12 protein-coding genes and 2 pseudogenes are annotated in these 13,562 nt (G+C 39.9%); 11 read left to right on the top strand and 3 right to left on the bottom strand.

Annotation, left to right across the window (positions count from 1 at the left end; all coding sequences use genetic code 11):
* The first annotated feature begins 46 nt into the window (after positions 1-46).
* Together QZ565_RS00645 and QZ565_RS00640 are read left to right on the top strand one after the other, a co-directional pair.
* Positions 47-1,219, top strand: coding sequence for a hydroxymethylglutaryl-CoA synthase (locus QZ565_RS00645; protein ID WP_295524229.1), 1,173 nt, complete (start codon positions 47-49; stop codon positions 1,217-1,219).
* A complete protein-coding gene (locus QZ565_RS00640; protein WP_295524227.1) occupies positions 1,219-2,493 on the top strand; it encodes a hydroxymethylglutaryl-CoA reductase, degradative in 1,275 nt (424 codons plus the stop codon). Before QZ565_RS00645 ends, QZ565_RS00640 begins: the two co-directional genes overlap by 1 nt.
* Before the next feature lie 36 nt (positions 2,494-2,529).
* On the opposite strand, the gene QZ565_RS00635 is transcribed toward QZ565_RS00640, so the two are convergent.
* Together QZ565_RS00635 and QZ565_RS00630 are read right to left on the bottom strand one after the other, a co-directional pair.
* Positions 2,530-3,495, bottom strand: a complete 966-nt coding sequence (locus tag QZ565_RS00635) for a LacI family DNA-binding transcriptional regulator (RefSeq protein ID WP_295524225.1) — start codon at positions 3,493-3,495, stop codon at positions 2,530-2,532.
* Positions 3,476-4,930 (bottom strand): glycoside hydrolase family 32 protein, encoded by a 1,455-nt coding sequence (locus QZ565_RS00630; protein WP_295524224.1) that lies wholly within the window; start codon positions 4,928-4,930, stop codon positions 3,476-3,478. Before QZ565_RS00630 ends, QZ565_RS00635 begins: the two co-directional genes overlap by 20 nt.
* Positions 4,931-5,308: 378 nt before the next feature.
* Between QZ565_RS00630 and QZ565_RS00625 the strand changes: the two genes are divergently transcribed.
* Complete coding sequence (locus tag QZ565_RS00625; RefSeq protein WP_295524222.1) at positions 5,309-7,195, top strand: sucrose-specific PTS transporter subunit IIBC; 1,887 nt, start codon at positions 5,309-5,311, stop codon at positions 7,193-7,195.
* 149 nt (positions 7,196-7,344) lie between these two features.
* Entirely contained in the window at positions 7,345-8,232 is an 888-nt protein-coding gene (gene scrK / locus QZ565_RS00620; RefSeq protein ID WP_295524219.1) for a fructokinase ScrK, read from the top strand.
* Positions 8,233-8,274: 42 nt separating this feature from the next.
* Here the strand turns inward: scrK and QZ565_RS00615 are convergent, their stop codons facing one another.
* Positions 8,275-8,892, bottom strand: coding sequence for a TVP38/TMEM64 family protein (locus QZ565_RS00615; RefSeq protein ID WP_000076168.1), 618 nt, complete (start codon positions 8,890-8,892; stop codon positions 8,275-8,277).
* A gap of 179 nt (positions 8,893-9,071) precedes the next feature.
* On the opposite strand from QZ565_RS00615, the gene QZ565_RS00610 reads away from it, so the two are divergent.
* The 7 genes and pseudogenes from QZ565_RS00610 to QZ565_RS00580 all read left to right on the top strand — a co-directional run.
* Positions 9,072-9,401 carry a MazG-like family protein gene (locus tag QZ565_RS00610; RefSeq protein WP_049546989.1) on the top strand — a complete coding sequence of 110 codons (330 nt, stop codon included), beginning with the start codon at positions 9,072-9,074 and terminating at the stop codon, positions 9,399-9,401.
* Positions 9,402-9,416: 15 nt separating this feature from the next.
* Positions 9,417-11,189, top strand: coding sequence for a DNA/RNA helicase domain-containing protein (locus QZ565_RS00605; protein WP_295524215.1), 1,773 nt, complete (start codon positions 9,417-9,419; stop codon positions 11,187-11,189).
* 51 nt (positions 11,190-11,240) lie between these two features.
* On the top strand, positions 11,241-11,645 hold the full coding sequence (locus QZ565_RS00600) for a YbgA family protein (RefSeq protein ID WP_295524256.1): 405 nt from the start codon (positions 11,241-11,243) through the stop codon (positions 11,643-11,645).
* Positions 11,629-11,994: pseudogene (locus QZ565_RS00595) on the top strand (TIGR02328 family protein). Before QZ565_RS00600 ends, QZ565_RS00595 begins: the two are co-directional and overlap by 17 nt.
* A 157-nt stretch (positions 11,995-12,151) precedes the next feature.
* Entirely contained in the window at positions 12,152-12,517 is a 366-nt protein-coding gene (locus QZ565_RS00590; protein WP_295524254.1) for a type II toxin-antitoxin system RelE/ParE family toxin, read from the top strand.
* On the top strand, positions 12,507-12,800 hold the full coding sequence (locus tag QZ565_RS00585; protein WP_000797746.1) for a helix-turn-helix transcriptional regulator: 294 nt from the start codon (positions 12,507-12,509) through the stop codon (positions 12,798-12,800). The genes QZ565_RS00590 and QZ565_RS00585 overlap by 11 nt, the downstream gene beginning before the upstream one ends.
* A gap of 352 nt (positions 12,801-13,152) precedes the next feature.
* Positions 13,153-13,562 (top strand): annotated as a pseudogene (locus tag QZ565_RS00580) (5-methyltetrahydropteroyltriglutamate--homocysteine S-methyltransferase); the annotation flags it as partial.

Here is a 13,562-nt window from a genome sequence, read left to right as displayed (position 1 = left end):
TAGTATAGAACGATTTTTTACAATGAATGATAAAACAGAGGTAAATATGACAATCGGTATTGATAAGATTGGTTTTGCGACCAGTCAATATGTCTTGAAATTACAAGACTTAGCAGAAGCAAGGGGCATTGACCCTGAAAAATTAAGCAAAGGACTTTTGCTCAAGGAATTGAGTATTGCACCCCTAACTGAGGATATCGTGACCTTGGCGGCCAGTGCAAGTGACTCTATTTTAACTGAGCAAGAAAGACAAGAAATCGATATGGTCATTGTGGCTACCGAGTCAGGAATTGACCAGAGTAAGGCTGCGGCCGTCTTTGTGCATGGCTTGCTTGGCATCCAGCCCTTTGCTCGTAGTTTCGAGATTAAAGAAGCCTGCTATGGAGCGACAGCTGCCCTCCATTATGCCAAATTGCATGTGGAAAATTCTCCAGAGTCCAAGGTCTTGGTTATTGCCAGTGATATTGCCAAATACGGTATTGAAACACCTGGAGAACCCACTCAGGGTGCTGGCAGTGTGGCCATGTTGATTACACAAAATCCACGCATTATGGCCTTTAATAATGACAATGTAGCTCAAACCCGTGACATCATGGATTTCTGGCGTCCAAATTACTCAACAACCCCTTATGTAAATGGTGTCTATTCTACCCAACAATATTTGGATAGTTTGAAAACGACTTGGCTTGAATATCAAAAACGTTACAAGCTTACTTTAGATGATTTTGCGGCTGTTTGTTTCCATTTGCCTTATCCTAAATTAGCACTAAAAGGCTTGAAAAAAATCATGGATAAGAACCTGCCTCAAGAGAAAAAGGACCTCTTGCAAAAGCATTTTGACCAGTCTATTCTCTACAGTCAAAAGGTGGGGAATATCTATACAGGTTCTCTCTTCCTTGGACTCTTGTCTCTCTTGGAAAATACAGATAGCTTGAAGGCTGGGGATAAAATTGCCCTTTATAGTTACGGAAGTGGGGCTGTGGCTGAGTTCTTCAGTGGTGAATTAGTTGAAGGCTATGAAGCCTATCTGGATAAAGACCGCTTGAACAAGCTCAACCAACGTACTGCCCTGTCTGTTGCGGACTATGAAAAAGTCTTCTTTGAGGAAGTGGTATTGGATGAAACAAACTCTGCCCAGTTTGCGGGTTATGAAAATCAAGATTTTGCCTTGGTTGAAATTGTGGACCACCAACGCCGTTATAGCAAGGTTGAAAAATAATGAAGATAAGTTGGAATGGATTTTCTAAAAAATCATACCATGAGCGCCTTGAGTTGTTGCGAGCTCAGGCGCTCCTTAGTCCGGAGAGACAAGAGAGTTTGGAGCAGGATGAACAAATTAGCTTGACTGTCGCAGACCAGCTGAGTGAGAATGTAGTGGGAACTTTTTCTCTGCCTTATTCACTGGTCCCAGAGGTTCTCGTTAACGGTCAGGAATACACAGTTCCCTATGTGACAGAAGAACCGTCCGTGGTTGCTGCGGTCAGCTATGCAAGTAAAATTATCAAGCGTGCAGGAGGTTTTACCGCACAAGTCCATGAGCGTCAGATGATTGGGCAGGTAGCTCTTTATCAAGTTGCTGATCCAGATTTAGCGCAAGAGAAAATTGCCAGCAAGAAAGAGGAGCTCTTGGAACTTGCCAATCAAGCCTATCCTTCTATCGTTAAACGCGGGGGTGGGGCGCGTGATTTGCATGTCGAGCAGATCAAAGGTGAAACAGACTTTCTAGTCGTCTATCTTCATGTCGATACTCAGGAAGCCATGGGAGCCAATATGCTCAACACCATGCTGGAAGCCTTGAAACCAGTCTTAGAAGAACTCAGTCAGGGACAGAGTCTCATGGGAATCCTGTCCAACTACGCGACCGATTCTCTGGTGACTGCAAGCTGTCGCATTGCCTTTCGATACTTGAGCCGTCAAAAGGAGCAAGGACGAGAAATTGCGAAGAAAATTGCTTTGGCTAGTCAATTTGCGCAGGCTGATCCTTATCGAGCAGCTACTCACAATAAAGGGATTTTTAACGGTATTGATGCCATTTTGATTGCCACAGGTAATGACTGGCGTGCCATTGAAGCCGGGGCCCATGCCTTTGCTAGTCGAGATAGACGCTACCAAGGTCTTAGTCAATGGACGCTGGATCTTGAAAGAGAAGAATTGGTCGGTGAGATGACTCTGCCCATGCCTGTGGCGACCAAGGGTGGCTCTATTGGTCTCAACCCTCGTGTAGCCCTCAGTCATGAACTACTGGGAAATCCTTCTGCCAAAGAATTAGCCCAGATTATCGTATCTATCGGGCTTGCACAAAACTTTGCGGCCCTCAAAGCCTTGGTAAGTACAGGCATACAGCAAGGCCACATGAAATTGCAGGCCAAATCCTTAGCACTCCTCGCAGGTGCTAGTGAATCTGAAGTTGCTCTCCTAGTCGAGCGCCTCATCGCAGATAAAACCTTTAACCTAGAGACAGCCCAGCGCTACCTAGAAAATTTAAGATCATAAAAAACTCAGACGAAGGCAGTCTGAGTTTTCTTGTGATTAAATACTTTTTCCAGGTAATAGGGTAACTGGTAAGAAGTAGCCTGTTGTCGCAACTTCCTTACCTTCGATCTTTTGCAAGAGGAGATCAACAGTGAGTTGGGCAATCTCTTGCATAGGTTGCTTAATTGTTGTCAAATGAGGGTAGTAGTTCTCGATAAAATAGGTCCCATCGTAGCCGATGACTTTGAGCTCTTCAGGAACAGAAATGCCAAGTTCCTGAGCAATTTTAATGACTAGAATAGCTGTCAAATCATCCGAAGCAAAGATGGCATCAGGCTTTTGTTGGGTCAAGATATTCTTGATTTCCATTTCTTTTCTGACAGGAGAAAAGTCACTGGAAACATTGATAATAGGTGCTTTTGGGAGTACAGATGCAAAACCAGCGTGGCGTAGCCCAGTTGGCGAATTGGAATTGTCATTCCCTGTAATCATGATGATAGACTGGACACCTGTCTTGACTAAGGTCTGGGCTGCGAGAACCCCACCAGCATAGTTGTCAGAGGAGACGACTGGAATGTCTGGCGACAGATTTCGGTCAAAGGAAATAATTGGTGCCGTCACGCGATTGTAGTCTTCGATTCCCAAATTGTGACTACCCGAAATGATGCCGTCCACCTGATTGGCTTCCAACATTTCGATGTATTCACGTTCCTTTTCAGAATCATGCTCACTGTTGCAGATGATGGTCTTGTAACCATTTTTGAAGAGTTGGTGTTCCAATTTATCAATCAATTCTGCATAGAAAACGTTGGAAATATTGGGGAAAATCAAGCCGATTAACTTAGCTGATTTTCCTTGCAGACTACGAGCTAGATTGTTGGGTTTATAGCCCAATTCTCGCATGGCTTCATTGACCTTTTGAATGGTTTTCTCTGATAAATAGCCTTTTTTATTGATAACCCGAGAAACGGTAGTAGGGCTGACGCCTGCAAGTTTGGCGACATCAGTTAGTTTTGCGACCATAATCTAATTCATAGTAAGTTCCAGTTGGGGTTCCAGACTTGATGAGGATACCATTTTGGTCCGCATGTGGGAAGACACGACCGGAAAATACTTTTTCTCCTTTATTGATGAAAATTTCAAAGATAGAGTTATCAATGAAAATTGTAGCAGTAGTAGCCTGATTATCGATAGGGCAAGAACGAGTTGTCCCAAATTCTTGAGCGTACTGTTCACCAGCCTGGCTACGATCCACGGTCACTTGACCATTTACAAGGTCAAAGTTGATTGAAAGTCCCTTGCCTTCTTTGTCAGCAAGTAAGATAATCTCGCTCTGGCTATTGGCTTCCAAGTTGAGTTCAAGTTCGTAAGTGTTATTGGTTTGGGCACGGTTTGAGAAGGATTCTTCAGATGCACGAAGGTCCTTGATAGCTGGGACTGGGTATTGGTAGAGTTTGCCGTCTTTGATAGTCAGTTCTTTGACCAAAGAGAAGGTTCCTTGGTGGTCAAAACGGTCAGATGGGTAAGAAACATCTGGCAATCCAAGCCAGCTAACTGCTAGAGCACGTCCATCAGGAGCGTTGAAGGCTTGAGTAGCATAGGCTTCAAAACCATAATCCATGTTTTGAAGTTGAGACACATCTACCATTTTGGCATTTTTAGGGTCAAAGGAAGCTCCAATCTTATACATATTTGGATAGATATTGTCGTAGTCTAGAACATCTTTATCCAATCCTTGTGGGCAGTAAAGAAGGACAGGTTGCTCGCCTACAAAGACCAGGTTTGGGCATTCCATCATATAGGCAGTGCGGTCGTTAGCAAAGTCAAGGTCGCCAACTGCTTGCCAGTTTGTGTAGTCATTGTCAATAGCCTTGTAGAGACGGACGAAGCCTTTTTTCTCCAAGTCCTGTCCACCGACGATGGCATAATATTGCCCCTTGAAGTTAAAAATTTGCGGATCGCGGAAGTGGTCTGTAGAATCTGCTGGTTGGTCAATTAAAATCTTGTCAATCTTCGTAATCTTGCCATCCTTGTCCATCAAAGCCCCAATCTGGTATGGGTGACGAATCCAGTTTTCATCGCGGACATTTCCTGTATAGAATAGGAACAAGTTATCACCAAATTGCATAGCAGAACCAGAGTAGGCACCGTGGCTATCTAATGGAGTATCAGGTAAAACTTTGACTCCAGTTTCTGTGAAATGAACCAAGTCCTCGCTTTCCAATTGCACCCAAGATTTCAAACCGTGAGCTGCACCAAATGGAAAGTTCTGATAAAAAACGATCCACTTCCCATCAAAGTAAGAAAAGCCATTTGGGTCGTTGAGAAGTCCAGTTTTTGGCTCAACATGGTAATGAGTATGCCATGGAGATTGTGCCATATTTTCTTTTATATTTTGAATTTCTTCTTGCGTCCAATATTGATAAAGTCTGTAACGACGCTCAGTAGTCCATTCCATTCTTTCATTCCTCCAAAAATCTTATCACTTTTAATAGTAACCGTTTTCGGAAAAAAAAGCAAGCCTTTTATGTTAAAAAAGAGAAAAAACTGTCAAACGTTCATCATAAAATAAATGCAGGAAATCAGTCAAATTTTCACAAAAATATGAAAGATAATGAAATAAAACCTTTTTAAACTAAGATTTCAAACTTATTTTTTCAAGGAATACCTGATAAAATAGTCAAAACAATCAATCTAAAGCGTGTCCACTAAGTGGATAGAATATTTTTCTGCAAAACGCTTGACATATTTCTAAAACATGATAAAATAATAGTCGTAGGGCGAATAAAATCGCTTTCAAACAAGAACAAAATTTTATATAAGGAGATTTTTGCAAATGAACAATCAGGAAATTGCAAAAAAAGTCATCGATGCCTTGGGCGGACGTGAAAATGTCAACAGTGTTGCCCACTGTGCGACTCGTCTTCGTGTCATGGTCAAAGATGAAGGAAAAATCAATAAAGAAGTGATTGAGAACTTGGAAAAAGTTCAAGGTGCTTTCTTTAACTCAGGTCAATACCAAATCATCTTTGGTACTGGTACAGTAAACAAAATGTACGATGAAGTTGTTGCGCTTGGTTTGCCAACATCATCTAAAGATGACATGAAAGCAGAAGCTGCGAAACAAGGGAACTGGTTCCAACGTGCTATCCGTACTTTCGGTGACGTTTTTGTTCCAATCATCCCAGTTATCGTAGCGACAGGTCTCTTTATGGGTGTGCGTGGTCTTTTCAACGCTCTTGAAATGCCACTTCCAGGTGACTTTGCAACTTACACTCAAATCTTGACAGATACAGCCTTTATCATCTTGCCAGGTTTGGTTGTGTGGTCAACCTTCCGTGTATTTGGTGGAAATCCTGCCGTTGGTATCGTTCTTGGTATGATGCTTGTTTCTGACTCACTTCCAAACGCTTGGGCAGTCGCTTCAGGTGGTGAAGTAACAGCTATGAACTTCTTTGGTTTCATCCCTGTTGTTGGTTTGCAAGGTTCTGTTCTTCCAGCCTTCATCATCGGGGTTGTCGGAGCTAAATTTGAAAAAGCTGTCCGCAAGGTTGTTCCAGATGTCATTGACCTCTTGGTAACACCATTCGTGACACTTTTGGTCATGTCTATCCTTGGGCTCTTTGTTATCGGACCAGTCTTCCACGTTGTTGAAAACTACATCCTTATTGGTACAAAAGCAATTCTTGGCTTGCCATTTGGTCTTGGTGGTTTCTTGATTGGTGGGGTTCACCAATTGATCGTCGTGTCAGGTGTGCACCACATCTTCAACTTGCTTGAAGTGCAATTGCTTGCTGCTGATCATGCTAATCCATTCAACGCTATCATCACAGCTGCTATGACAGCTCAAGGTGCTGCGACTGTTGCGGTTGGTGTTAAAACTAAAAATCCAAAACTAAAAACACTTGCTTTCCCAGCTGCTCTTTCTGCCTTCCTAGGTATTACAGAGCCTGCTATCTTCGGGGTGAACTTGCGCTTCCGTAAACCATTCTTCCTTTCATTGATTGCTGGTGCAATCGGTGGTGGATTGGCTTCAATCCTTGGACTTGCTGGTACTGGTAATGGTATTACAATCATTCCTGGTACAATGCTTTACATCGGTAACGGACAACTTGCCCAATACCTTCTTATGGTAGCTGTATCATTCGTTCTTGGTTTCGCTCTTACTTATATGTTTGGTTATGAGGATGAAAAAGAAGTTGCTACTGAAGTAGAGACAGAACGTTTGGTCCAAGAAGAAACAACTGGTAACATTCCAGCAGCTCTTCAAGATGAAACACTTGTAACTCCTATCGTTGGTGACGTTGTAGCTCTTACTGATGTCAATGACCCAGTCTTCTCAAGTGGAGCTATGGGACAAGGTATCGCTGTGAAACCTAGCCAAGGTGTGGTTTATGCACCAGCTGATGCTGAAGTTTCAATCGCCTTTGCAACAGGACATGCCTTTGGTTTGAAAACAACTAATGGAGCTGAAGTCTTGATTCACGTTGGTATCGACACTGTAACTATGAACGGTGAAGGTTTCGAACAAAAAGTTGCCCAAGGTGACAAGGTAAAAGCTGGCGATGTTCTTGGAACATTTGACTCAAACAAAATCGCTGCAGCTGGTCTTGATGATACAACAATGGTTATCGTTACAAACACAGCTGACTACGCTTCAGTAGCTCCAGTCGCAACAGGTTCAGTTGCGAAGGGGGATGCTGTTATCGAAGTGAAAATCTAATCAATCCTCTTTAATGTGAAAACGAACAAATGACATGTTTGTTCGTTTTTGCTTGAATGGTAAGATTTACAGAGGAAAATCTAAAAAATAGAGAAATTTAGACTTTCGAAATATGCTATAATAAAGAAAATAAAAACAAGAGGTTTATCATGACAAAATTATATGGAAGCTTGGAAGCGGGCGGTACAAAGTTTGTCTGTGCTGTCGGTGATGAAAACTTTAACGTTGTAGAAAAAACACAATTTCCAACAACAACTCCAATCGAAACAATCGATAAAACCATCGAGTTCTTCTCAAAATTCGATAATCTTGCTAGTCTTGCAGTTGGTTCATTTGGTCCGATTGATATTGATAAAAACTCAAAAACTTATGGCTTTATCACAACGACTCCAAAACCAAACTGGGCAAATGTGGACTTGCTTGGTGCCCTTCGCCGCGCCCTAAACGTGCCAATGTACTTCACAACAGATGTAAACAGCTCTGCCTATGGTGAAGTGGTTGCCCGTAACAATGCTGGTGCTCGTATTGAAAACTTGGTTTACTACACAATCGGTACAGGTATCGGTGCAGGTGTTATCCAACGTGGTGAGTTTATCGGCGGTGTGGGTCACCCTGAAATGGGTCACTACTATGTTGCTAGACACCCAATGGATATTGATAAAGAATTCAACGGTGTTTGTCCTTTCCACAAGGGTTGTTTGGAAGGTTATGCAGCTGGTCCAAGTTTGGAAGCTCGTACAGGTGTTCGTGGGGAAAACATTGAACTGAACAACCCTGTTTGGGATGTTCAAGCCTACTATATCGCTCAAGCTGCGGTTAATGCGACAGTGACTTTCCGCCCAGATGTGATCGTCTTTGGTGGTGGGGTCATGGCTCAACAGCACATGTTGGACCGTGTCCGTGAGAAATTCACATCCTTGCTCAACGGTTACCTACCAGTTCCAGACGTGCGTGATTACATCGTAACACCAGCAGTCGCAGAAAATGGTTCTGCTACGCTTGGGAACTTTGTTCTTGCAAAAGAAGTTTCAAAATAAAGCACAAAATCCGCTTGGGAAACCAAACGGATTTTTTACATGTCAAAGCATTTGCCAGAAAAAGTCGATAATATAGGTCAGACCGTAGGTATAAACAACGAGAGTAAAGGGCTTGGTCAGAATGATGATGGTCATATAGCGCTTGAAGCTCATCTTGGTCAGGGCAGCCAGCATACAGAGAAAGTCAGCTGGACTAATGGGCCAAATCATCATAAAGATAAAGAAACGGTCAAAACGATTGCCCTTATCCAACCAACCGATATACTTGTCATAGGTGCGCTTGCTGACGACAGACTGGACAAAGGCAGCCCCATAGAGGCGCACTAGATAAAAGATAATGGCACAGCCAATCACGATGCCGATATAGTTGTAGATAGTCCCGATGATGTGGCCGTAGATAAAGACCCCTGCCACCGAGGTCAAGGCCCCAGGAATGATAGGGACGACCGTTTGTAAAATCTGTAAAAAGATAAAGAGAGGTGGCCCCCAGATACCTGCCTGCTGAATAAAGGCTGAGAGGGTTTCCTTAGATTGTAAAATCCCAGCCTGATAAGCCCAAATACAGAAAATCAAACTCCCAACACCACCGACAATCGATGAGATATTGATAACTTGCTGTAGAAGGGGAGAAACAGCTTTCATTTGTTTATCCTGTGACATGTAAACTCCTCTTAGATAGTATAATTCTACTATACCATATTTTGGAGGAGAAAGGGGGAATGAGTATTTTTGTGAGAGTGAAGCTCAAGAATTCAAACCTAATTTTATGCCTTTTATAAAATTTAAGAATAGGTTTCATGATATAATGTGTATAAGTAAATTCATATTGGAGAATTGAAATGAAATCAACAATAGAGAAAATTAATAAATTTCGGGATGATCGGGATTGGAGAAAATTTCACAATGAAAAAGATTTAGCTATATCTATCTTGCTGGAATCTAGTGAACTTCTAGAATTGTTCCAATGGAAGCAATCTGAAGAAGTTACAACAAAGTCTCTTGAAAGAATTAAAGAAGAACTAGCGGATGTGCTAATATATTCAATAATGTTAGCTGATAATTTACAACTGGATATAGAACAGATTATTGAAGAAAAATTAGAAAAAAATAAAGCGAAATATCCTGTTAAATTAAGTAAAGGAAATAATAAAAAATATACTGAATTATAGTGTTGAGTAACTGATATGAGTAAAATATTGAAACCAGTAATTGAAGAAGTAGAATATGAAAGTGGTTCATTAGACACTTTACAGGAAACTTTAAAAATCAGTTTTCGTGATGAAAACAAGATGCTATTGTTTGAATATCCGACTATATATATTGTAAATGATAAAAATTCTGATGGTTATAGTGTTTATGTAGGTGAAACAACAGATATTGTACGTCGTACAAATCAACATTTAGGTGAAATTAGAGAAGATTGGGTTAAATTTTCAAAATCAAATACTACTAAAATGTTTGTTATAGGTCATCATCACTTTAATAAGTCTTTGACACTAGATATTGAGAATAGACTAATGTTGTATTTATTAAGCGTTGATAATGTTTCAAATGTTCAAAATAGGCGAGGGAATCCTCAAAATAAATATTATACTTCTGATGAGCTTGATGAGATTTTTACCAAAATTTGGAGTTCGTTAAATAAGAAAAATAAGTATTTATTTCCATCAGAAAGTATTGTTAGAAATTCTGCAATTTTTAAATCTTCTCCATTTCATAAATTAACCAATGAGCAATTAAAAGCGAAAAATGAAATCATTTTTAAAATTACATCAGCACTTAGTAAGAACGAGTTTGGAACTTTAATCTTGGTTAAAGGAGAAGCTGGTGCTGGTAAAACTGTTTTGATGAGTTCTTTAATCGATGATCTATTAAATTCTGATGACACGGATTTCCTAAGAGAAAATAATGCAATTAATTTGGTTGTTAATCATGATGATCAATTGAGTGTCTATAAAGAAATAGAGAAAAAGCTTGAATGGAAGAGTGGTTCAACTCTTGATGTTGCTATGAAACCAACTCAGTTTTTAAACGCACTAAAAAAGCAAGATGCTAATGCTGGTATAGTTGTTATTGACGAAGGACACTTACTTTTGACTGCAAAAAATCAAGCTTATCAAGGTGGTAATCATTTAAAAGATATACTATCAAAATCTAAAGTAGTAGTTTTAGTGTACGATGATAATCAAATAATGAATAAATCTCAAATATGGGTAGATGATTCATTTTTGACTTTACAACATCAAGCGAGGTTGTCTGGCAATTTAATTGAATTAAATAATCAAATGCGTATAAAAGCTAGTGAATCTACAATTAGTTGGATTAGAAATATTATTGATAAGAGAGAAATTACCAAATTAAAAGAAGACAATAACTATGATATCCAGATATTTAATTCTCCCAAGGAATTACAGGACGCTATTAAATTAAAGGATAAGAATCGGCATTTGGGGATTTCTAGGTTAATAGCAACTTATGACTGGGAATATAGTAGTCAATCTAAACCTGGAGAAAAATATAAAGATAGTTATAAATATAGATATAAAGATGAATATAAAAATTATTGGTGTGTGGAAATAGATGGCTGGTTATGTCCTTGGAATAGAGAATTGAGTAGGGATAGGAAAAACTCTAAACTTTCTTGGATTGAACAACCACAAACTATTGATGAAGTAGGATCCACTTTTACTGTGCAAGGTTTTGATTTGAATTATGCTGGAGTCATTATTGGTCCATCGGTTAAATATAGAGATGGTAAAATTAAGTTTGATATCTCTGCTAGTAAAAATAAAGGAGCAGTTCAAAATAGGAAACTCGAAAATGGTGAAATGAAAAATTTTGGTGAAGATCTTTTAAAAAATGAATTAAATGTTTTACTTACAAGAGGAGTAAATGGACTCTATATTTATGCAGTAGATGAAGAACTTCAAGCGGCTTTAAAAAAGGCAATTTTATAAGATTATAAGATAGGAATAGATATTTATAAATCCAAATATGGTATAATGTCAATTATGAATAACAATCAACGTGCCCTTTGCCAACAACTCTGGGCTAGAAACAAATACCTTGTCCTGAGCCATTCTAGCAATATTTACAATGAGATTCGCCAATACTTGAAGAATGAAGAGGTGGAGGTGAGTCAGGTTCAGGAGATGATTGACCGTGCCTGCCAGATTCCAGAGCATAGGGGTCAGGTTTGCAATGCTTTTCAGCATATTTGGGGCTATTTTAAAAAGAAAGCGACAGAAGCTGAGAGAAAAGACTACATGCTTTTGCTGGATCGCTACCGCTTTGGTCAGGCTTCTAAGGAAGATGTGATTGCGAAAACCAGAGACCTGCTGGGAAACTATCCAAATACCTACTTGCAATATTCGACCTTACTGAAAGGAGAAACCCATGAGACTTTGGCATGAGGCTTTGATTTCACAGCTTCCGCGTCCTCAACTTTTGGGGCAACATCGAGAATGCTGCGCCCTGCGTGGCAATGGCTGGGGCAGAAAGCATGCGACAGTGGACTATGTTTTTACCCATTCGCCCTATCGTCTCTATGCCTATCATCGCTTGATCATGGAGGAAATGGCTGACCGTGGCTACAATGTCAGTCTGTAGTGGCTGGCCAAGAACTACCGTGGCAAGACCTGCCCTCCATATGAGAACTTGCCTGAGGAAAAGTTGGGCAATCCTATATACAGCGAACATGACGATGCCTACTATGAGGAGTGTCTGGCTAATCTCCGAGAGAAGGGGATAGAGCTGGAATAATAGTAAGGATTGCCTTCAATTTATACCTCTTCCCGTAATTTTTTTCGAATAATAAAGATGAGACCTTTGGAATTTTTCTAAGGTCTTCTTTTTATAAATGTTAGGATTTACTTTTAATAACTTTTGAGTTATAATTAAATTAGAAAGAGGTTGCTTGGTGCATACGATTTACTTCTATAAGGACAAAAATGGAAACGAGCCAGTTTTGGATTATATGAGAGAATTGGCTAGTCAGAAAAGTAAGGATAGTCGCATCAAACTCAATAAACTAAATGACTATATCGAGTTGCTTAGTCAGCATGGGACGAGAGCTGGTGAACTCTATATCAAACATTTAGAAGATGAGATTTGGGAACTAAGACCACTGAGAGATCGAATTTTATTTGTAGCGTGGCTTGATGGGAGTTTTGTCCTTTTACATCATTTTGTCAAAAAGACTCAGAAAACTCCTAGGAGAGAGATTGAACAAGCTAAGCGTGAACTGAAAGACTTAAAAGAAAGAGGGTTAAGTGATGAAGAATAGTGCCATTGGGAGTAATTGGAAGGATGTCCGGTCTGAACTATTTACTAAGGAGGAAATCCTTGAAAGTGATATGCGAGTGGCTATTATGAGTGAGCTGATTGAGGCTAGGCATGAACAAGGAATCAGTCAAAAAAAGCTAGAAGAACTTAGTGGAGTAAGCCAGCCTGTCATAGCTAGGATGGAAACAGGAAAGACAAGTCCTCAGTTGGACACAGTCTTAAAAGTTCTAGCCAGTTTAGGAAAGACATTAGCAGTCGTCCCACTTGAACAGAGAAAGAGTTGATAGGGATGAAATTACTTGGTTGGCTAAAATCATCCACTGGATAATTTTACTTCCCGTCCGCACTTTTTCAGGGAAATATCAGAATTACAAAAGAAAAATCAACCTATAGTCTTTTCTAATAACAAGTCATAGTCACTTATAAGAATTACTAATAACGTATTTGAGTATTCCAACTAAAATACAGCCAAAAACAAGCTATACAAAGGATTTGAGGCATTTATCTCAAGTCTTTTTCTTTTGTTCGAAAAAGTGATATAGTTTCAAACTATATCAAAGCCTAATTATTTACAATTATACAGACAGTTTCTTTTCTGTTAAGATAGTTTCAACAACAAATTTTGGAGGACACATCATGTCAACTACGATCATCGGTTTCCCTCGTTTGGGCGAATTCCGCGAATTAAAATTTACAACTGAAAAATACTTTAGAAAAGAAATCTCAGAAGAAGAACTTTTGGCAGCAGCAAAAGAATTGCGTGCTAAACACTGGAACATTGTCAAAGAAAAAGGCATCACTGAAATTCCATCAAATGACTTTTCTCACTATGACAACTTCCTAGATGCAGCTTTCCTTTTCAACGTGGTACCTGCATCTGTTCAAAACTTGGACTTGTCTGACCTTGAGCGCTACTTCGCTTTGGGGCGTGGTTACCAAGGAGAAAAAGGGGACGTTCGCGCCCTTCCAATGAAGAAATGGTTCAACACCAACTACCACTACATCGTTCCTAAATTTGAAAAAGACACTCAAGTAAAATTGGCTGT

It is taken from the genome of uncultured Streptococcus sp., from assembly GCF_915066115.1.
Lineage (GTDB): Bacteria > Bacillota > Bacilli > Lactobacillales > Streptococcaceae > Streptococcus.
Note: the sequence above shows the minus strand (reverse complement) of the source record. Positions and strands in the feature narration are given on the sequence as shown.

Coding starts and splice junctions, on each gene's coding strand:
- QZ565_RS00585 (WP_000797746.1), top strand. CDS start 12,507: ATGAAGAATAGTGCCATTGGGAGTAATTGGAAGGATGTCCGGTCTGAA.
- QZ565_RS00610 (WP_049546989.1), top strand. CDS start 9,072: ATGAAATCAACAATAGAGAAAATTAATAAATTTCGGGATGATCGGGAT.
- QZ565_RS00625 (WP_295524222.1), top strand. CDS start 5,309: ATGAACAATCAGGAAATTGCAAAAAAAGTCATCGATGCCTTGGGCGGA.
- QZ565_RS00615 (WP_000076168.1), bottom strand. CDS start 8,892: ATGTCACAGGATAAACAAATGAAAGCTGTTTCTCCCCTTCTACAGCAA.
- QZ565_RS00630 (WP_295524224.1), bottom strand. CDS start 4,930: ATGGAATGGACTACTGAGCGTCGTTACAGACTTTATCAATATTGGACG.
- QZ565_RS00605 (WP_295524215.1), top strand. CDS start 9,417: ATGAGTAAAATATTGAAACCAGTAATTGAAGAAGTAGAATATGAAAGT.
- QZ565_RS00645 (WP_295524229.1), top strand. CDS start 47: ATGACAATCGGTATTGATAAGATTGGTTTTGCGACCAGTCAATATGTC.
- scrK (WP_295524219.1), top strand. CDS start 7,345: ATGACAAAATTATATGGAAGCTTGGAAGCGGGCGGTACAAAGTTTGTC.
- QZ565_RS00635 (WP_295524225.1), bottom strand. CDS start 3,495: ATGGTCGCAAAACTAACTGATGTCGCCAAACTTGCAGGCGTCAGCCCT.
- QZ565_RS00640 (WP_295524227.1), top strand. CDS start 1,219: ATGAAGATAAGTTGGAATGGATTTTCTAAAAAATCATACCATGAGCGC.